Source organism: Paenibacillus sp. JT22N15 (assembly GCF_059383755.1).
In genome coordinates this window covers 96,835-117,418 of record NZ_JBXENV010000008.1, presented here as the reverse complement: position 1 = coordinate 117,418, position 20,584 = coordinate 96,835, and the positions used below count along the sequence as shown (strand labels likewise).

The following is a 20,584-nucleotide window of genomic DNA, read 5'->3' as shown; positions in this document are numbered from 1 at the left end:
TTCATTCCTCCCCATATACTTTCAAATTGGTATATTCCGCAACGAGCGGCGCCATTTGCCGAAATCCGATTTTGCCAGCTCCGAGCAGCGGGCCATAAGCTACGCCGTCATCCTTCCATTCCAGAATAGGCAGCTCATTCATAGAAAAATAAATGCTCCCGCCCCGCTTCACAAGCAGCATGCGATAGCTTTCTGCGCAGTCTGCCGTCCCCGGCAGCGGATCGGCGCCTTGCGCCACGAGATGAAAGCCGTAGCTTTTGCGCAAATTGCAAGTATGGAACTGCCGTTCCTCCGGCCAGCGTCTGCGAAAATAAGCCAAATGCAGCGCATTTATATCGCCGTGATGATATTGCTCATAGGGGCCGTTTCGCGCAGCAAGCGCACAATCGAACAAATCCTCCCCGCTGCGCCCCTCCGCTGCAAAAAACAAGATCGCCAGCCCCGGCTCCGCAATCGGGCGAAAATCCCAAGCAATCGCCACATCCGCCGGAAAATGATGCGGGCACCATAATACAAAGTTCGCCTGCTGGCCTTCTGCCGCATCCCGGGCACTGGCTAGACGCAGCCGCTGCTGCGGAAAGGAGAGGACAGCATCCCCCTCCGCGCGGAAACCGTTCATATCCTCCGCACAGCTCAGCGGATTGTCATAGATCAGCTTCCAGTGAGCTGGTATCATCGCCCGCTCAACTCCTTCTGCTCCTGCGCTTCTGCCGCTGCACCGATCTGATCGGCCTGGCCATCGCCGCCTGTCCCTGGAGGCGCCAACTCCATAGCAGGCAGCGCCTCTGGGATCAGCTCCAGGCTAATGATCGTATTCAGCGACCACTGCGACGCCTCATTCGTATTGATCCAATCGATTTCCTTCATACTGCGGATGTTTTGGACAAGGGCAGCCTCGCCCAGCAAGTCCGTGCGGGCAAAAGCATTGCCCAGCAGCGTTTTCCAGGCAAAGGCTGCCGTTGCCGCATCTTGGCGGCGGAAAGCGCCGTAAGCGGTAATCGCAATGCTGAGGACCGGATGCTCAAAACGGCTGTCGCTGATTTCCCCGCCCGTCAGCTCATCCTTTTGCTCCTGCGTCCAGTTGTAATAAACGCCTAACTCACCCATCATATCTTCCCATTCCGGGTCCTTCAGCATCATCGCCAGCTCAAACCATACCTGCGGCGCACCCATGCATATGGCCAAATGGCGGCCATAATTGTCCTCGCCAAATGGCGTAAGCACATTGGTCGTCGGGTCATAGCCATATGTTGGCCCGGAGATGAGCCGATATTTCGCCTGCTTGACGCTGTTAATGCCGGTTACTATTTTATCCCGGTACAACGTATCCTCGAAGCGCTCCCAGCGCGTCATCCAGTTTGAACTGAACGCGGCCCAATCCGGCCCGACACGAATATGGGCCGGATGCTCGTCTTTTGGAAAATATGCGCGCATCGGGTCCAGCACCACCGTGCTGAAATCGGCGTCCTTTACCTCATCAAGCATATCGCCAATGCGCTCATCGGCGGTCAAATAATAGTAATAGCGGTGCAGCCCCGCCATCGCAATGCGCGCCTCCTTGCAGCCGCAGCCCCAATGAACCACGTTATGCCGCGAGCCAAGCCCGGCATATTCGCCAAAATGATACACATCCACCTCGCTCGTATGCCGCGTCATCGCCTCAGCCAAACGGAAAATATCCTCGCGCCCGCTGCGCATGAACATAAGCCACAGCCACATATTCGGCACCAGCTCTGAATTTTGCCATGCACAGCCGCCAAGATCATAGTTCCACACATGACGGACCGGATCATAGCTGTGCATGAAATCGCCAAAATCCCAAAAGCCGTACCAACGGCGCTGCTCCACCTCAGCCTGATAAAAGGCGACAATGCCATCCAGCCGCTCCTCTAGCTGCGCCTTTGCAGCGGTGCTGCGATCCGGCAAGCTCCAAATGCCGAAGGCACGTGCCTCATGCAAATGCTCCGGCTCGCATACAAGCTGGGAGGGCGACTGAATTTCCGCCAGCATATGCGCCAGCCCCTCTTCATTTGGCGTTGCCGCCGTGCACCAAAGCGTCAGCTCGCTCGTATTGGCAATGCCGTACGGCGTTGCCCGCAGCTCCTCCGAGCCCTCATAAGCCGATTCCACATACGTTTGTGTATCGTAATGCCGCAAATCCATCGCCGGCGCATCCGGCGACCAGAACCACACATTTAGCTCGGCCGAAGTCGAAGCTGTATGGCGAAGCTCCAGCGAGGCCGGATGCTTTTTCCAAAAATTCCGCATACCTGCAGCTAGGCCGCCGCCCTCGCTTCCGATATAGGCAAGCCCTTCCGCACGGCTTCCCTCACCCGCCTTCAGCCAGCTGCACTCCGCCTTCGTGCGTTTCGTCGCCACATAGTGATCCGCTGAATGCTGCACCAGCTTGAAATCATCCCAGACCGCCGAATTTTCCAGCAGCCCGAGAAAATAAGCATCCTCGTCCGCATCAAAAGCGACCGCTTCCCCCGCAGCTTGCCGTTCAAACAGCTCGCGGTATTTGCCTTTCGTCCGCCGAGTATGCAGCGATTTCGGCGATTCCCGCAAAAAACCGCCGTCATTGCCCGCCAACCGGGCATGCCGATTGTAAAGCGGCCCCCGCATCGGTACAGCGAGCGACAGCCCCAGCCCTTTTATGTAATCCGCATGCGGATTGCCGTCATAGAAAAACGTATGGACGAGGCGAACGGCATCCAGTCCCGCATACAAATAAAAGCGCAGCGTAAACGGTATCCATTCTCTGCTTGGACTGACTCTGACTACGTTTTGCTGATCGGGCTTGTTCGGGTCAGCCGTTTGGCTTAAATTGTAGCTCGCGCGATGCTTGCCCGTCAGCTTAATGACCGCTCTGACCGGGCCGTCCTGCTCAACGGTGGCCGTATGAACATAGCCGTGAAACGGCTCCTCGCGCAGCGTTAATGCGCCTTGCAGCTGATTGCGGCTTTCCTTCAAGCACACCAAATCACCGCCGCTGCACAGCTCCTGCTCCCCACGCTTAATGCTGCGGATGATTCCTCTGCCGCTTCGTGCGAGCGTACAAACGATAACTCCTGTATCTACAATGATCGACTCGTCGGTTGTTACAACCTTTAGGATCGGCTGCTCGCTTTCGGCAGCCGCAGCTATCCCCTGAACCGGTGCCGCTGCCTGTTTTGCCAGCTCCAGCTGAAAGCTGCCCGCTGCGCCGGAGCCGACCGCCGCATGAGCGGACCATTTGATGCTGCCATCCGGCCAAAAGGCAGTAGGCCAGCTTTGCATCGGAAGTGCGGAAGCGCTTGCCGCATTTTCGATGCCTGCTGCCTCGCTATGCAGAATAAGCGAATCGCCGCGAAGCAATTCGCCTTCCTTCCAAGGAACACCCCATGTTAAACCGACAGGCGCAGCCGCCTGCTTACCTAGCCATTTGAGCTTGACACTCATGCTACCACCTCTTTCTTCTAAGCTTCTTTCTATACTAGAAGGATGGTAGTTTGCGGGCAATGACACTTTTTTGCTCCGAGACTCTTTTGCAATAAACGCCACTTAGCGGTCCAGATCGGGCATCCCAAGCGGGCCTTTCAAGGCTTGCACTTTCTTGCAAAGGCTTGAACTTTATTGTTTCAGCTATAGGCAGCAGTTGATGCCAGTTTTAGCATTGCGGCCGCTACCTAGCTACTTCTCTTGCTGCTTTTCTTGCAGAGCTCCTGCCTTGCTACTCCGCTTGGCTCAGCTCGCGATAGCGGCTTGGCGTCATGCCCTCCAGCTTTTTGAAGATGCGATTGAAATAGCTGTGCTGATAGCCGACGCGCTCAGCGACGTCATTAATTTTCAGCACGGACTCGCGCAGCAGCTCCTTCGCTTTGTCCATGCGCAGCCCAGTCAAATAATCGATGAAATTTTTTCCCGTCACCTGTTTAAACGACTTGCTCAGGAAAAAAGGATTCATGCCGATATGCTCCGCGCAGCTGTCGAGCGATATATCGCTCATATAATGCTGCTGCAAATACAGCATCGCATGCTCGATCTGCCGCTTCACCTGGGCATTCGTCCGCTCGCCCAGCTCCCTGAGAAACGGAGCGGCAATCATGCCGCGGAACCAGTCCAATAGCAGCTCTGGCTCGCGAATTTGCGACAGCTGCTCGTAGCGGTTCGCACCCTTGAACAAGCGGTTCGGGGCGATGCCCGACACCATAATCGCATGCTGGACGGCGCCGAGCAAATGCAGCATGCCCTGCTGCACATCCATTTCCTTCGCCTCGGCGCTGGACAATGCTTGCAGAAACTGCTCCAGCAGCTCGTAAGCCTCCGCTTCACGCCCCGTCCGGAGCGCCTGTATAAACTCCCGCTCCAGCGTAAACGGGTAGGCAGGCTCCGCTGCTGCGCTGCCCTGCTCTTCCAGCTGCTCCATATCAATGATTTGATTTTCCTGATCGTAGCGGCGGAAGCTGACCGCATGCTTCGTTTCTTCAAACAAATGCGGAATCTCTGTTATGCTCGCTGTATCCGGGCTAATCGCAATCGTCGCCCTCATATTAAGAATTTGGTTGAACGCCTGCATCGCCGCTTCGCTGAATGCATGCAGCTCCTCGCGATACGAGCGCCCTTCCGGCACAATAATGAGCAAGCCCGCTGCTAAATTATGAAAGTTAATCGTATTGCTCTGCTCAAAATAGGTGGCCGCAAGCTCCTCCATCATATTGACCGCCGCAAACGTCGCCAGCCCCTCATCGCCGTATTTGAATTTGCCCTCCAAATTAGCGATGCCGGTCAGCTTCATATATAGCACCATATAATGTGTGCCCGGCTCTATCTGCCATTTGTAACGCTCCATTCGGCGAAGCAGCTCCCCTTCGGAGTAATCCGCCAAATAGCCTTGCAGCAGCTGATGCAGAAAGCTCTCCTTCACATGAGGCAGCTGCTCCGAAAGCTTCGCATGCAGCTCCTCGCTTTCCCGGTGCAAATGCTGCCACTCCCGCTCGATCCACGTAAACTCGCAATCCGGCTTGCCTGCTGGCGCGCTTCGCTCCCGCAGCACCGTCATCAGGCGATTGACCGGGGAATATATGCTGCGCGAGGCAAGCCACGCTAGAATGGCCGCAAGCAGCAGTGCGCCAAGGCTGACCGCAACAATGCTTTTCGAGACGACCATAACCGGCTCTGTAATGCCCGTAATCGGCGAAGCAGATACATAAGTCCAATTGTCTGAAATTCGTGACAGCTTGCCATAGGAAACCGCGTACGTCATGCCGCTCTCGCTGAACCGAAACAAAAATGAACCTTTATTCGAGCTCTCAGCAGCAACCGCCTCGTTTAAAGCGCTTACAAATTCAGAATTCCTGTCATTCCCGCTCGTGGATGCGTACAGCTCCCCATTATCCTGCATTAAATACGTTTCTCCGCCTTCACCGGGCGTCATCGTCCGCAGCATATCGCTAACCTTGTCGTTATCAAGCCTAATAAGCAGCGCTCCGAACGGATGCAAGCTGCCTCCAGGAACGTAATGCACAAGTGTCAGCTCTTTTTGGGACGGACGAGCCGCGTCAAAGGCCACCTGTGTCCAATAAGCTACTTTATCCGATTGGAGCAGCCCTTCATAGGCTTCTGCCTGTCCATCTCCTTGCAGCACGCCATATTCCGGCCCGAACAGCACATGCTGATCCCCGCCAAGATACAGCCCGACCTGCTTGTTCATCGTATTGGAGCCTTGCATGACCAGCAGCGTCTTCGTAATGTCACGCGCCTTCTCGAACTGCTGCACATAGTCCCGATTGCCGAGCGTATAATCGAATTTGGAATCGAATGCCCAGTGCGACAGCATCAGCTCCAAATTCGTCAGCTGCTCGTCAATGCTTTGCGCCCGCTGCTTAATTTGCTCATTATGCTGCTCCAGCAAGCGGGCCTCCAGTATGCCCCCAGCCAAAAAATAAACGAGCGCCCCGGTAATCAGTCCCGGAATGCTGCAAACGACGAGCAGCAAAATAAGATTTTTGCGATAAAATCTTCCTTTCGGACCCGCTGCTTTCCCCGCCCCCGGCATAAGCCTGGCTTTCATTCTTTTGATCATGAGCTCACCCACTAGCTGAAAATTAGGCGATTGCAACGAATCCCCTTTGTAAACGCATTCGCTAAGCAGGCTGAATTTCCTGCCAATCACGCTTCAATTTATTTATTTGTTACATATAATGGAATCGCATGGAACAGGAATAGACAGAAGACCGCTGCTATATGCGGTTCCTCTGCCTATTGCCCTGCCCGATCAGGCTATCAGCCTTGCGCGGCAAGCGTAAACGGCTGTCGCCGTCCTCTGGCGGCAAAGCTAGCGTTTCGCGCTGAAATATAAGCCCGTTATAAGGGTGTAACTTATAAATGCTTATATTTCATAAAAGCTCTTATTTACTTGCTGCATACAGCTCGTTCATTTCCTTGCTCAGATCATCGCCGCCACTCGTTTTCCACAGCTTGATCGCGTCTTTAAAACCAGCCTCGTCGATTTGACCGACGATAAATTTAATCCGGGCATCATTCATAATATTGTCCAGCTGTGCGCCTTTTTGCGTATAAACATCCGAGATGAAAGGCTCTGCCGGATTCGTCACGATAAGCTGTTCATTTTCCTTCTGCACCTCAGTCTGCTTAATGCGCAGCGGCGTCTGCTTCACTTTCGTCGACTTGTCCTCTGGAATAAAGCTGAGCATCTGATTGAGCCCCTCAACCTCGGATTCCAGCAGCGCTGCATCCTTGCTCGGCTCAAGCGCACCATCCACGATCGTATGATGCTTGTTTTCAATGCCATACCCTAGCAGCGTCTGCATTTCGGGTTCGCTCAGTTGATCCATAAACTTGAGGATTTGCTTCAGCTCCTCCTCGGTTTTAACGGACGATTTAGGGAAGGCCAGCAAGCCGGCAAAGCCGGACGTTGGCAGCGTATGAACCTGTCCATCCGTTCCTTTCACCCCGCCAAATACATCCATATAATGCACATCCGGCTGGTCTTTGCCCGCTGCCGCAAGCGCAGCATGAATTTTATCGTCGGCCCGCGCCGCGCCGTCCACGACGTCCACTATGACGCCAGCCTGATTATTAACAAGCGGATCATTCCATTTCGCCGAATCCATAATGGCAAAATCCTGATTAATCAGCTTTTCATCGTACAGCTTTTTCATGAATTTAAGCGCTTCCAAATACTCGGGCGTTTCATAATCGACAACGAGCTTGCCGTCCCGCTCGCCCCATTTGTTCGGTGACCCAAACCACAGCTTGATCGTATCGAAGCCGCTCGCCCACTGGCCCGTCCACTTGACCATGACCATGCCGTACGTATCGTCCTTGCCGTTTTTGTCCGGGTCCTTCTCCTTGAACGCCTTCAGCATATTGTAAAAATCATCAATCGTTTGCGGCGTTTGAAGGCCGACGGCATCGAGCCAATCTTTGCGGAAAAATACGCCATTGCGACCAAGAGCGCGGCCGCGGTACAAACCATAATTTTTGCCATCAACCGAGGAGTTGTTTAAAATGACCGGGTTCGCCTGGCTCAAATTTTTGTAATCCTTCAAATAAGGCCCGATTTCCCAAAACGCGCCTGATTTCGCGGCATTAACGAAGCTCGGTGACTTCACATCTGGCACATACATAATATCCGGCAGCTTGCCCGAGGCGAGCGTAATATTAAATTTATCCGTATAAGAGGCGTTCGGCACCCACTCAAAATGAATGTCGGTATTCGTCCGTTTCTCGATTTCGGCTGCTACCGGACTATCATCCTTCGGGAAATTCGTTTTAAAAATCGGCAGCATAATATTGAGCTGCAGCGCCTTCTCGGCTGCCGGGCTCTCACCTGCTGCAGTCGGTGCAGCAGACGAACCTCCCGTACTGCCTTCGGCATTTCCTCCCTGCTGCGAGCAGCCTGCAATTACGGCTCCCGCCATTGAACCAACGAGCAGCATGGGCAGCAAACGTTTTCTCTTTCCTTCTTTCTTTCTCATCGCTGACGCCTCCCTTAATCATTTATCATATATGGTAAAATACCAAACCGCCAGCTACTTGCGCGCTAAATCGGCTTGTTTGTGTTGCCTCACGGAAACAGCTCTGACGTGCCTTCGCCATTAGCCCTTAATGGAGCCAATCAGCACGCCTTTGGCAAAATGCTTTTGCAAAAACGGATACACGAGCAAAATCGGCACGGTGCCGACGACGATAACCGCCATCTTGATCGATTGGTCGGGCGGCTTGACGAAAGACGGATCCATCGCATTAACGTCGCCTGCCGCAGCCTGTGACAGCAGAACAATTTGACGCAGCAGCACTTGAAGCGGCCATTTTTGCGGATCATTTATATACAGCAGCGCCGCGAAAAAATCATTCCAATGCCCTACCGCATAAAACAGCGTGAAGGTCGCAAGCACTGGCTTTGAGAGCGGCAAAACGATGCGCCACAGCAGCCCCAGCTCCGTACAGCCGTCAATGCGGGCCGCTTCCTCCAGCCCCGGCGGCAGCTCCTGGAAAAAGTTTTTAATAATGATCAGGTTGAAGGCGCTAATCGCCCCCGGTATAATGAGTGCCCAATAGGAATCGAGCATCCCCAGCTCGCGAATGACCAAATACGTTGGGATCATGCCGCCGCTGAACAGCATCGAGAAAATAACGAGATTCAGCACGACATTGCGGCCCATCAAATTGCGGCGTGCCAGCGGATAAGCCATCGTGACCGTGAAGAACAGGTTCACCAGCGTCCCGAACGATGCGATAAACAAGGAAACGCCAATGCTTTTCATAATCGTATTCGTAGAAAAAATAAATTCATATGCCGCCAGCGAAAACGTCCTTGGTATGAGAAACACCGTACGCTGGGTCAGCTCCGCATCGGTTGCGAACGAGCCCGATATGACGAAAATAAACGGCAGCACCGCCGCCAGCGCACAGACGCTGAGCACGATATAATTCGCAGTATCAAACACTCTGCTGGATACGGTATTGTAATGCTTGGCCATTTTTTCAAGGCCCCCTTCTTCCATACTGTATAATATCTTGGTGTTCAAGAGGCTGCGCTGCATGAAAAGATTGACCTCCGATCGCTGTCGCTTCTCCGGTTCAATCTTTTCATTCCGCTACTCCTTTTTCACCATGCTTTTAGCTAGTACAGCCCCGACTGACCAAAGCGCTTCGCCAAATAGTTCGCCCCGACGACAAGCACGACGCCGATCAGCGATTTGAACAGCCCAACTGCGGTACTGTAGCTGAATGCGCCTTGGGTTATTCCCATCATGTACACATACGTATCGAATACTTCTGCCGCCTGCCGGTTGAGCGGGTTCAGCATGAGATAAATTTGTTCAAAGCCATTTTCGAGAATGTTGCCCATGCGTAAAATAAGCAAAATCACAATCGTGCTGCGCACTGCCGGCAGCGTAATATGCCAAATTTGACGCCAGCGATTCGCGCCATCCATCGTGGCGGCCTCGTATTGCTCCATATCTACACCTGCAAGCGCAGCGAGAAAAATAATCGTTCCCCAGCCGCATTCCTTCCAAATGGTTTGCATAATGATCAGCGGCTTGAACCATTCGGGTGTGGCGAGAAATTCGATTTTGTGCCCGGTATACTGCTCCAGCACTTCGTTGACTGGGCCTCCGGCCGTCGTCAAAAATACATACGTCATACTCGCCACAATAACCATGGAGATGAAATGCGGCACATAAATCATCGTCTGCACCGTGCGTTTGAAGAGCGCGAAGCGTATTTCATTCATCAATATCGCCAGCACGATCGGTGCCGGGAAGAAAAATACTAAATTGTATAAGGAAAGCAGCAGCGTATTGCGCAGCAGCATAAAAAACTCGGGATTGGCAAAAAACAGCTGAAAATGCTCCACTCCCACCCACTCGCTTTTCAAAAATCCGGTAAACGGCTGGAAATTTTTGAATGCCAGCAGTACGCCCCACATGGGCACATATTTAAATACGATAAAATAAAGCAAGCCTGGCAGCAGCAATATGTACAGCCACTTGTCTTTCTTAAGCCGCCCCAGCACGCTTGGACGATAGTCCCGGGATGGCTGCTTGCCAGCTTCCGGCATAACCGCCATTTGTTTCATCCTCGCTCACCTCTGCTTTCATTCGTTTACTTTTGTCCTACCGCGCCGTTAGCCTCGCTTATCACACTAATCTTACTCGGCCTCACTCATTTGCGGTGTAGCCTTAGTATGCGGGCAGCTCGCATTTTCCCGCAATTAGACATTCTTGAACCGCGCTGCTATGGGGTTTTTGAGCGTTCCGCCAAGAAAGTGCAAACCTGTGTAAAAGGTATTAAACCCGCATATTAGCCCCGTTAAAAAGTCCGATTGCCAGTCGGCAGCTGCGCCTATTAAAGTACAAAGTAAGATCAACGGAAAGGCGTGAGTTTAGATGAAGGGACCGCTGGAAGGAAAGCTGTATCATGGGGCGGCACTGTATCCTGAGCTTTGGAATGCTGATGTGCTTGCGGAGGATATGGCTTTAATGAAGCAGGCTGGCATTAATGTTGTGCGAATGGGCGAATTTATTTGGTCCAAGCTGGAGCCTGAGGAAAATCGGATTGACATTCGGTTTTTGGCTGAAATCATCCAGACGCTGCATGAAAATGAAATCGATACGATCATATGCACACCGACAGCGACACCACCGATTTGGCTATCGCATGGCCATCCGGAGCGGCTGTTCGTCAATGAGAAAGGCGAGACGCTGGGACATGGGTCGCGGCAGCATGCGTGTACGAACAACGCCTACTTTCGCGGACGCTCGGCGATCATTATTGAGCAGCTCGCTCAGGAGCTTGGCAGGCTGCCAGGTTTGATTGGCTGGCAGCTCGACAATGAGTTCAAGGCGCATGTAGCCGAATGCATGTGCGCAGGATGCTTGCAGCTGTGGCATAGCTGGCTGGAGCAGCGGTATGGAACGATTGAGCAGCTGAATGAAGCGTGGGGCACTCATATTTGGAGCGAATATTATAATCGCTTTGATCAAATTCCACAGCCAGGTGCAACGCCATTTCTGCATCATGCGTCGCTGCAAACGATGTATCGGCTGTTCTCGATGGAGATGCTTGCAGAATTTGCCGAGGAGCAAATTGCCGTCATCCGGCGCCACTCGGCGCTGCCGATTACTCACAACAGCAGCATCGCCTTCCATGTGGATATTGAACGGCTGTTCCAGCAGCTGGATTTCGGCGCCTATGATACGTATGCGTCCAGCATCAATTGGCCGGCCTACTTGATCAACTGCGACTTATGGCGCAGCGTCAAGCGCGGCAAGCCGTTCTGGGTTATGGAGACGAGCGCCAGCTACAGCGGCTCGCTTGAGAGCTATGCGACACCTCACCCGGATGGTTATGTGAAGGTGGAAGCAGTCGCCGCTTATGCACTGGGCGCGGGAGGCTTCTGTTATTGGCCTTGGCGACAGCAGCACGCAGGCAGCGAGCAGCCGCATGGCTCAGTCGTAAGCGCTTGGGGCAAAAAGACGATTGGCTATGCCAATGTCGAGCAGGTTGAGCAGGCGCGGCGCGAGCTGGAGGACATTCTGCTGGCAACCTCGCCCATGCAGGCTGAGCTAGCGATGACCTATTCGGATCGCGCCAAAGCCTACTTGCGTACCGAGCCGCTGCGCAAGCTGAATCATCGCGGGCTCGTCACCGATTTTTATGCCCGGCTGGTCGCGCTCGGCATTCATCGCGACTTAATTATGGAAGGCAGCGAGCTCGGCGGATACAAGCTGCTGCTTACGCCATTCATGCCCTACTTGCCGCCGGACTACATCGACCGTGCCCTCGCCTTCGTTCGGGAAGGCGGCATTTGGATCGCGGGCCCGCTTACGGGCGGCCGGACGGAGCATCATACTTGGCATACCGATGCCGCTTTAGGAAAGCTGGAGGAGCTGGCTGGCGTGGAGGCTACGTTCGTTTATCCGATGGACGGAACGAATGCGTATGGACAAGCATTCGGCCTCCAGGCCCCGCTTGGCATGTGGAGCTCGGTGTTTGAGCCACGGGGAGGCAACGACCTCTCCGGCGACGCTTTCGATTCTGAAAGCGATGGCCGGGCAACCGCAATCGGCTGCGTTCAGAGCGGACTAACGCCCGGTGCCGCTTTTATTACCGAGCGCCGCATCGGTCAAGGCAAGCTTGTCATGCTTGGCTCCATGCCGCAGGGCGATGAAGGGGATGCGATGCTGCGACGCATGCTGCTGCATTATGCCGATGAAGCGGGTGTCACGCTGCGGTTTGAAGCTACCGAAGGCACCATTGTCGCACCTAGGCAGGGGGATGGCTATGTCATCTGGGTCATTATTAATATGGATGGTGCTGGCGGTACCGTTACACTGCCGCGTGCAGGCGTAGACGCCTTGACTGAGGCTGCCATTGCCGCTGGCCCGCTTACGGTGGGAAGATATGAATATAGGGTCGTTCGTTTTTAATATAATCAAGTTAATTCTGATAAATCTTCACAAAATAATGGATATAAATGCACAAAAAACAGCAGCGGAGTAGGGCAGAAACTTGTGTCCTACTCCGCTGCTGCAATTAAATAGGAGCCTCTACCGAAAGACAGCTTCTTGCATAGTCCTGGCGGACACAGCAGCCGCTATTTCAACCGAATTAAGGGTTATGGCAGGGGCTGTGGACTCAGGTGACGCTAATGCGCTGCCAATGACCATTTTGACGGAATAATGAGGGCTATAACGGCTTTCCTGTCCGCATACAGCCTCAAATCATCTCATAAATCAGAATAGCGGAACCTCAGTCCTCTGAAAATCTGTCGTTTGATTTATCCATTTACAATTGAAATGAGCTCAGACAGCTGCTGAATTTCAAAATCCGGTTTAACCGCGGTCATATTGCTCTTCTGGTGCGGATTAAACCAGCACGTAGCAATGCCGCTGTTGATGCCTCCCTGCATATCGGAGGTCAAGGAATCGCCGATGATGATGATTTTGGACGGGTCAGTTGCACCCAGCTTCGCAAACGCATAGTCAAAAATGCCTTTATGCGGCTTCTGATATCCCGTCTCCTCCGATACGATAATATGCTCAAAAAAAGGATTCAGCCCCGCCTTGCCAATACGCGACAGCTGCACCTCGAGAATGCCGTTCGTAATAACCGCCATTCGGCAATGCCCATGTAGACTGCTGCACAGCTCTACAGCACCTTCAATCAGAAAGCTGCCCTCGCCTAAATAGTCCAAATAGCAGGCGCTGAATTCATCTGCTGCGATGTGAGGATTATTTTCAGCAAAAAGCTGTCTAAACCGCTCCTGTTTCAGCTCCTCCAGTGTCACCTTGCCCTGCTCAAAATCCAGCCACAGCTGCTGGTTAATCATGCGATAGCGTTCTACGTAGTCGCTGCCTTCCAGAGTAATGGCATAGTCCCGACAGGAGCTTGTAAAGGCGTGAGCCTCCGCCTGACCATAATCGAGCAGCGTATCGTCGATATCAAACAAAATAATATCGTATTTCATATTCGCTTTGCTTATTTCCACCTGCATAAACACTCCTTCGGCTTGTTAGCGGGAGCCGCCGCGGGGAGCGGAAACATTTTTCTCCAGCGCATACAGCTCGTCTTCCATCGCTTGCATTCGTTCGACAACCGTCTTTCTCGCATCCTGAATCGCCTGATTATAGACATGCGGACCGAGCAGCGCAACCATATGGTCAAGCAGCTGTTCCGCTGCTATAGAGCCGATTTCCTCCGAACGCTCCAGCTCAAAATAGTGCTGTACCTGCTCAATCAGCTGCTGCTTCTGCTCTCTTTGCCATTTTAGCTTCATCATCGCTTAAATCTCCTCCAGCTCACCGCGCATCATTAGAACGGCTTGTCCGCTTAATTGAACGCGATCCATTGTATTTTTCACCTTTACAAAACCGCCTCGAGCCGACGCTTGATAACCGACCAGCTCGTCCTTGCGCAGCCGCTTCGCCCAATAAGGCGCCAGTGCGCAATGCGCCGAACCTGTCACTGGGTCCTCTTGCACGCCCCCTTTCGGATAAAAAGCCCGCGATACAAAGTCGTATGCTGCCTGGCCTTCAGCGCGAGCTGTCACAACAACACCACGCCCATCCAGCAGGCGCAGCTGTGAGAAATCCGGCTTCAGTGCGCGCACGGTCTGCTCGCTGTCTACTTCAACGACATAATCCATACGGTTGCGTCCCGTATATCGCGGAATGAGCCCAAGCCCCTCAATAAGCGCCTCGGGCGCTTTCGCCGGAACTGGCGGCTCCGAAGGGAAGTCCATCGTCATTTCCGCCTCATCTTCCCCTAGCTCTACAGTCAGCACGCCGCTTCTCGTCCAAAAGGCTGCCGCCTGATTCGGACTTAGCCGCTCCGTCTTCCACAATACGAAAGCTGCAGCGAGCGTAGCATGCCCGCATAAATCGACCTCGCTCGCAGGCGTAAACCATCGCAGCTCATAACCGCCCTCGCGCGGGGCCACAAAAGCCGTCTCGGACAAATTCATCTCCGCCGCCACTTTTTGCATCCACCGTTCATCACTCAGCGCCTCCAGCAAGCATACCGCTGCCGGATTGCCGCCAAATGCTTCTCTCGTAAATGCATCTACTATATAAATAGGTACCATGTACGCCTCAGTCCCCTTCCTGCTCGTGTTTAATCACCAAATAAAAAGGAGGCGTCCCGCTGAGGACTCCTCTCCTATTATAACGCATCTAATTTGTGCGGCACAGCTTGTTCTAATCGGCAAGCGGAATAAGAAGCTCAACCGCTTCCTCCTCCAAATGCTGCTCCTGAATATAAAAAACTTCAAGTGCGACAGCGCTCTGATGCTTCTCAAGCTCCTGCTCGTTCATCCAGGCGAATAGCTGCTCGTAGGCTTCTCCAATTCTCTTGTTCGTTGATGCAACCATCGCATAACGATGGGTTGGGATGGTGAACTGCACCATGCCATCCGGCACGTCCTCTGACGGCGGCATTTCGTAGCAGGCCCAATAAGTGGCAAATACTTCGTTGCCAAAATACGGGCTGTACAGCAGCGGCGCCTTCGACGTGGTATTTAGCTCATGCTTGCGGGCTAGAAACTCGCTTTGCAGGCGAATCGCCTCATCTGGAAAAGTAGAATACGGACCACAATAACTAATCCCTACTAAATGAAGCGTTGGCTTCGTAATAATTGAGCAGTTGTCCACGCGAATTCCCCCTTTTCATCGGTCAGAACAGTTGCGTTAGGATGAGCTTTCACCCGCCAATAGTGTAACATGATTGCCCTAGAGAGCGGTAGCCCTTTATCCCAAATGGGCAGCATGGCTCAGCTGCAGCACAGGCAGCAGCTCTATCCGTTCATGGGTATGCTCGTGCACCAGCCATCGCTCCTTCATATGGTCGATGAACAGCACGCCGTCCAAATGGTCTATTTCATGCTGCATGCAGCGGGCGAGAAAGCCTTCACCGTGAAAAATAACACTTTCGCCCGCTCGGTTTAGGCTGCGCACCGCAACCTTCTCCGCTCGGCTCACCCGCCCGTAGTAGCCTGGAAATGACAAGCAGCTCTCCGCTCCCGTCTGCTCGCCCTCCATCGCTATAACTTCAGGATTAATGAGCTCGATCAGTCCGTCGCCGCAATCCATAACAACGACTCTTCTTAAAATGCCGATCTGGGGAGCAGCTAATCCCGCCCGTCCTTCACTTTCATATAACGTATCTGCCATATCACTAAGCAGCTTTAGTATTCTCGCATCTACCGCTTCAACAGGGCGCGCTTTTTTTCGCAATATCGGGTCACCGAACGGCAAAATAGCTTTAATGGTCATTTGGTCAAGCTCCTTTCGTTTTGGCGGGCGGCGTATGCACCCATAGCACACTCGGCGAGCAATCCAGCGCCGTGCAAAGCGCATCCAGCGTATCCGCCTTCATTTGTTTCGGCTGCCCGGTGAGCAGCGCACTAATCGAAGGGGCAGACAGGCGATAGTCCGCTTTCTCCTCAAGCAGTCGCGCCAATGCCGCACCAGACCAAATGCCCCGCTCTGCCATGACCTCCCGAAGCATCCACTCTAGCATATGATTCTCCTCCTTTTATAGGTACATAATTGTAGGCAACAGCTTATTTTATTAGGTATTGCCTAATATATCATAAAAGCAATCTGGCTGCAGCTGCTTTTTCATTTTCGTTTAAGCAAGCTAGTATATGATAGGCACGCTCCCCTACCTTCTATGAAAAGGCGTGTGAACCGCATGGGCTTCGACGATTTATTTTCCTCATTCCCTTTTCTACATACGAAACGATTAACGCTGCGCCAAATGGCTGTACAGGACGCCGAGGATTTGCATGCTTTTTATTCCGATACGAAGGTGACGCGGCATTTGGACTGGCTCGGGCCAGACTCCATTGAAGCTTCCAAAATGCTAATAGACTCCTGGAACAAAGCTTATGCAGAGCGCAAGCTCATTCCATGGGGCATTACGCTGCAAGACTGCTCCCCTATTTTGGGAACGGTGATGCTGATGCCGACAAGAGGGACGTTTGAGGAAGCGCCCCGTTATCCGCTCACACTAGGTTATGACCTGAATCCCGCTTATTGGAATCAGGGCATTATGTCCGAAGCGCTTCAGGCTGTTATGCATTTCAATAACAAGCATATTCACGCACGCCGCATTCAAGCCGAGGTCCATCCTGAAAATGCCGCTTCGCTGAACGTTTTGAAAAAGCTTGGTTTTCAGCAGGAGGGCGTGCTGCGGCAGTATTTAATGCATGAGGCTACCAAAAATTTTCTCGACGTCATTGTTCTGGCCATGCTGTTTAGTTAATTAATCAATGAAAAAAAGCATTCGGTTGCAATAACCGAATGCTTGATAAATGATAGGAATAGGATTAGAAATTAAAAACAAAATCATCGTCATTGAGCTGCTCAACGTGAATCGTCCGTACGTAGCCGTTTCCTTTTTTGGAGAAGAAATCATGCTGCTTCGTGTGGGTGCTGATGCCGTTGAATACGATTGGATTGACCGGCTCATCCGGGAACACGCCGTCAAAGCCAAGATTCATTAGCGCCTTATTCGCGTTATAACGCACATAAGTTTTTACTTCTTCCTCCAGACCAAGCGGTGAATACAGCGAATCGGTATAAATAACCTCGTTCTCGTACAGATCGTTAAGCAATTGATCCAGCTCCTGCTTAAGCGAAGTCTGCTCCTCTGGCGTAAAGGTGTTAAACAGCTCCTGTGCCAGCACGCCAACGTACAAGCCATGGATGCTCTCGTCACGCAAAATAAGGTCGATAATTTCGCCGCTGCTCGTCATTTTGCCTTGACCTGCCAAATAAAGCGGATAGAAGAAGCCGCTGTAAAACAAGTAGCTTTCCAAAAATACGGAAGCGGCCATTGCTTTATACAGTTCTTGCTTCGTGCTAATGCCTTCATACCACGAGGAAATAAGCTCCGCTTTTCGTTGCAGCTGCTCGTTTTTCTCTACCCATTGGAAAATCTCGTCGATCTCCTCCGTAGACGCAAGCGTTGTGAAAATGCTGCTGTACGATTTCGCATGAATTTGCTCCATCATCGACATAAAAGACAGCACCGCTTTGCGCTGCAAACCATCCACATGCTCCAAAATCTTCGGCATGCCAATACCGCCCTGAATCGTATCCAGCAGCGTCAATCCGCCAAGCACGTTTTTATATAAGCTGCGCTCGGCATCGCTCATTTCCATCCAATCCATTTTATCATCGGATAGAGGGATTTCTTCGTCCGTCCAGAATTGCATTACGTTCTGCTGCCAGAACGTCAGCGTAAAATCATCATCCGGGCGGTTCCAGTTAACTGCCTTCATTATATATTAGGCTCCTTTGTAAAAGGCTGCGTGACGGCACATAGAGCGGCCGCCCCGCAACCTTATCTTTTTGCGCAAATCTATTTTCTTTTTTTAAACCGCGCAGCTTGTGCACTCTTCTACGGATAGACGTTTCGTTCTTGTGTAATAGAGCGACTTCAATCCTTTATGCGCTGCATAAATGTAGAAGCGGGCAAGCTCCCGAGTTGTCACGTTGCTGTTGACATGCAGAACCGTCGATATGCCTTGGTCCACATGCTGCTGAATTTCTGCAATCAGGTCAATAAGCTTGAACTGATCGATATTGTAAGCCGATTTGTAATAGAAGAAATTGTCCTGCGACAAAAACGGCATTGGATAATAAGTTGTCGAGTTCGCATACGTCCGCGTCTCAATATGCTCAACGATCGGCATAACGCTCGATGTCGCATTTTGAATGTACGAAATGCTTTGCGTTGGCGCGATAGCCAGACGGTAAGCGTGGTAAAGGCCGTGCTGCTGTACTTTCGCCTTAAGCGCAGTCCAGTCCTCAGGGGATGGAATTTCCATACCTTCGAACAAAGCTTTCACCGCAGCGCTGACCGGACGGAAATCCGTCTCTTCATAACGCGAGAAGTAAGTGCCCTTCGCATATTCGGAACGGTCAAAATCTTTGAACGTTTCGCCGCGTTCTTTGGCAATTTCCATACTTTGCTCCAGCGAGTAGTAGTTCATCATCATGAAGAACGTGCTGGCGAACTCCTTCGCCTCATCGCTTTCGTAAGCAATGTGGTTTTTCGCCAAATAGCCGTTCAAGTTCATTGCGCCAAGGCCGACGGAATGAAGCTCTTCGTTCGCTTTGCGTACTCCTGGAGCGTTGTCGATTTTCGAAAGATCGCTGACTGTCGTAAGCGCCTCGATCCCAACATGAACCGATTCCTTGATCTTCTTAAGCTCCATGACGTTTACGATGTTCAGCGATGCCAAGTTGCAGCTAATATCGCGCTGAATCAGGTCATCCGTGCCGTAGTCATTAATAACCGACGTCTCTTGCAGCTGGAAAATTTCCGTGCAAAGGTTCGACATCTTGACGCCGCCCACATCTTTAAGCGCATGAACGCGGTTCGCATTCGATTTGTTCATAATGTACGGATAGCCGGATTCCAGCTGGATCGAAGCGATCTTGGTCATCATGTCGCGTGCGTTCATGACGATTTTCTTTTTCACTAAATCGTTCGCAAGCAGCTCCTCGTACATTTCGTCCATGTCCATATCGTCCAAATATTTGCCATAGGCTTTGTGGACGGAATGTGGTCCGAAGACGTACAACGGCTTGTTTTGCGCAGCAAGCTCATAAAACTTGTTCGGTATAATAAGGCCGATCGACAGCGTTTTGATCCGCGTTTTCTCATCGGCGTTAATTTTTTTGCAATCGAGGAACTCAATAACGTCCCAGCCAAAAATATTATAATAGCCTGCGCCAGAACCTTTGCGCTGTCCCATTTGATCAGCATAGGAGAATGCATCCTCCATCAGCTTAAGGACAGGCATAATGCCTTTCGCCGCACCCTCGACGCCTTTGATTGGCTCGCCGCGTCCGCGCAGCTTCGAGAGGTTGACCGCTACGCCGCCGCCGATTTTGGACAGCTGCATGCACGTGCCAATGACATAGTTGATGGAATTGAGCGAATCGTCCATTTCCAGCAGGAAGCAGGATACCATCTCGCCGCGGCGGCTTTTGCCCGCATTAAGGAAGGTTGGCGTTGCCGGCTGCAGCCGCTGCTCAATCATCGCTTCAGCAATGCGCAGCGCTCTCGCTGCGTCGCCTTCGCCCAAATGAAGCGCAACAATCGCAACGCGGTCTGGATATTGCTCCAAATATTGCAGCTTGTCGTTCGTTTTCATGGCATAGTCTTTGTAGAATTTGGAAATTGCCATATACGACTGAAACTGGAAGCTGCTGTTTGCCGTTAAATCAAATACAGCCTCAACTTGCTCATATGTATAATGGTCAAAAACGTTATCGTAGTAGTCATTGCCGATCAAGTAGTCAAGCTTCTCCTGGAGCGAGGCGAACTTCACGCTCTTCTGCTCAACTTCCTCCATAAATGCTGCTACTGCCTCTTTATCCTTGTCCAACTGGTAAAAGCCGTCAGCTCCGCGCTGCATCAGCTCATTATTCAACTCAATATGCTTCAATGGTTCGCACCCTTTCAACAAAGTTTTCCGTATCGTATTTCGTTCCGGACAACTCAAATTTAGAAATAACAGGGACATTGTATAGCTCGGCAATCGTATCTGCGCTTTTGGCAAAGCCCGTTCCCCAATTGCGGTTGCCGCTGGCGGATACGCCGCGAAGATGTTTGCTGTTGCGCTTCAGGAACGACATGACCCGTTCTGGCACCTGTCCGAAACCTGTTGTATACGTGATGAGAACGAACGGCTCTTGGACCGCTTCCTGCTCTTCAATCGGCATAACGCGCATATTCAATTTGTTGATAAATCTTTTGACGTTGCCCGTCTTGGAATCATAGACAACCAGCATATATTTCTCTCTCCCCTACCGGATATCAGCAATAGAAAAGCGCTTCTGACCCTGAAAAAGCGTCAAATGCGCTAGTAGACTTAAAGTGTCGATTTCCGTGCTACACAACAAGATGTAGTTGCTGAATTTGATTCTACATCAATATATAGGTGGAGTCAAATGAAAAAATACGCCTATCTATGAGACCCGGTTTTAGGCCACTCGACTATTTTAACAGATACGGATATGATGTGGTAGAGTCATTTTTAATTGATACGGAG

General features: G+C 51.9%; 17 protein-coding genes. 2 read left to right on the top strand and 15 right to left on the bottom strand.

Annotated elements, in window-relative coordinates; genetic code table 11:
• Window position 1: 1 nt before the first annotated feature.
• The 6 genes from AC50X8_RS17140 to AC50X8_RS17115 all read right to left on the bottom strand — a co-directional run bounded on the left by AC50X8_RS17140 (window position 2) and on the right by AC50X8_RS17115 (window position 10,072).
• Entirely contained in the window at window positions 2–676 is a 675-nt protein-coding gene (locus AC50X8_RS17140; RefSeq protein WP_494862022.1) for a DUF1961 family protein, read from the bottom strand.
• A complete protein-coding gene (locus tag AC50X8_RS17135) occupies window positions 673–3,441 on the bottom strand; it encodes an exo-rhamnogalacturonan lyase family protein (RefSeq protein ID WP_494880572.1) in 2,769 nt (922 codons plus the stop codon). The genes AC50X8_RS17140 and AC50X8_RS17135 overlap by 4 nt, the downstream gene beginning before the upstream one ends.
• Before the next feature lie 271 nt (window positions 3,442–3,712).
• Complete coding sequence (locus tag AC50X8_RS17130; protein WP_494880570.1) at window positions 3,713–6,064, bottom strand: helix-turn-helix domain-containing protein; 2,352 nt, start codon at window positions 6,062–6,064, stop codon at window positions 3,713–3,715.
• A gap of 325 nt (window positions 6,065–6,389) precedes the next feature.
• Entirely contained in the window at window positions 6,390–7,982 is a 1,593-nt protein-coding gene (locus AC50X8_RS17125) for an extracellular solute-binding protein (protein WP_494862027.1), read from the bottom strand.
• Window positions 7,983–8,102: 120 nt separating this feature from the next.
• Window positions 8,103–8,987: a carbohydrate ABC transporter permease gene (locus AC50X8_RS17120; RefSeq protein ID WP_056042092.1), complete on the bottom strand. Its 885-nt coding sequence runs from the start codon at window positions 8,985–8,987 to the stop codon at window positions 8,103–8,105.
• Window positions 8,988–9,130: 143 nt separating this feature from the next.
• Window positions 9,131–10,072 (bottom strand): ABC transporter permease, encoded by a 942-nt coding sequence (locus AC50X8_RS17115; protein WP_494880769.1) that lies wholly within the window; start codon window positions 10,070–10,072, stop codon window positions 9,131–9,133.
• A gap of 328 nt (window positions 10,073–10,400) precedes the next feature.
• On the opposite strand from AC50X8_RS17115, the gene AC50X8_RS17110 reads away from it, so the two are divergent.
• The gene (locus AC50X8_RS17110) at window positions 10,401–12,443 is read left to right on the top strand and encodes a beta-galactosidase (RefSeq protein WP_494880568.1); all 2,043 of its coding nucleotides are present in this window, start codon (window positions 10,401–10,403) and stop codon (window positions 12,441–12,443) included.
• A 350-nt stretch (window positions 12,444–12,793) separates the two neighbouring features.
• On the opposite strand, the gene AC50X8_RS17105 is transcribed toward AC50X8_RS17110, so the two are convergent.
• The 6 genes from AC50X8_RS17105 to AC50X8_RS17080 all read right to left on the bottom strand — a co-directional run bounded on the left by AC50X8_RS17105 (window position 12,794) and on the right by AC50X8_RS17080 (window position 16,032).
• A complete protein-coding gene (locus tag AC50X8_RS17105) occupies window positions 12,794–13,483 on the bottom strand; it encodes a YjjG family noncanonical pyrimidine nucleotidase (protein WP_494862327.1) in 690 nt (229 codons plus the stop codon).
• Between the two features lie 45 nt (window positions 13,484–13,528).
• The gene (locus tag AC50X8_RS17100) at window positions 13,529–13,795 is read right to left on the bottom strand and encodes a DUF2164 domain-containing protein (protein WP_056041912.1); all 267 of its coding nucleotides are present in this window, start codon (window positions 13,793–13,795) and stop codon (window positions 13,529–13,531) included.
• A 3-nt stretch (window positions 13,796–13,798) separates the two neighbouring features.
• Window positions 13,799–14,599, bottom strand: a complete 801-nt coding sequence (locus AC50X8_RS17095; protein ID WP_056041915.1) for a PhzF family phenazine biosynthesis protein — start codon at window positions 14,597–14,599, stop codon at window positions 13,799–13,801.
• Window positions 14,600–14,711: 112 nt separating this feature from the next.
• Entirely contained in the window at window positions 14,712–15,164 is a 453-nt protein-coding gene (locus AC50X8_RS17090; RefSeq protein ID WP_056041917.1) for a GyrI-like domain-containing protein, read from the bottom strand.
• 96 nt (window positions 15,165–15,260) lie between these two features.
• Entirely contained in the window at window positions 15,261–15,785 is a 525-nt protein-coding gene (gene def, locus AC50X8_RS17085) for a peptide deformylase (RefSeq protein WP_056041919.1), read from the bottom strand.
• Between the two features lie 4 nt (window positions 15,786–15,789).
• Window positions 15,790–16,032, bottom strand: coding sequence for a helix-turn-helix domain-containing protein (locus AC50X8_RS17080; RefSeq protein WP_056041921.1), 243 nt, complete (start codon window positions 16,030–16,032; stop codon window positions 15,790–15,792).
• 153 nt (window positions 16,033–16,185) lie between these two features.
• Between AC50X8_RS17080 and AC50X8_RS17075 the strand changes: the two genes are divergently transcribed.
• Window positions 16,186–16,779: a GNAT family N-acetyltransferase gene (locus tag AC50X8_RS17075; protein ID WP_081419102.1), complete on the top strand. Its 594-nt coding sequence runs from the start codon at window positions 16,186–16,188 to the stop codon at window positions 16,777–16,779.
• Between the two features lie 64 nt (window positions 16,780–16,843).
• Here the strand turns inward: AC50X8_RS17075 and nrdF are convergent, their stop codons facing one another.
• The 3 genes from nrdF to nrdI all read right to left on the bottom strand — a co-directional run bounded on the left by nrdF (window position 16,844) and on the right by nrdI (window position 20,324).
• Window positions 16,844–17,800, bottom strand: a complete 957-nt coding sequence (nrdF, locus tag AC50X8_RS17070; RefSeq protein ID WP_494862039.1) for a class 1b ribonucleoside-diphosphate reductase subunit beta — start codon at window positions 17,798–17,800, stop codon at window positions 16,844–16,846.
• A 93-nt stretch (window positions 17,801–17,893) separates the two neighbouring features.
• The gene (gene nrdE / locus AC50X8_RS17065) at window positions 17,894–19,978 is read right to left on the bottom strand and encodes a class 1b ribonucleoside-diphosphate reductase subunit alpha (protein WP_056041927.1); all 2,085 of its coding nucleotides are present in this window, start codon (window positions 19,976–19,978) and stop codon (window positions 17,894–17,896) included.
• Window positions 19,965–20,324 carry a class Ib ribonucleoside-diphosphate reductase assembly flavoprotein NrdI gene (gene nrdI, locus AC50X8_RS17060; RefSeq protein WP_056041929.1) on the bottom strand — a complete coding sequence of 120 codons (360 nt, stop codon included), beginning with the start codon at window positions 20,322–20,324 and terminating at the stop codon, window positions 19,965–19,967. The genes nrdE and nrdI overlap by 14 nt, the downstream gene beginning before the upstream one ends.
• Between the last annotated feature and the right edge of the window lie 260 nt (window positions 20,325–20,584).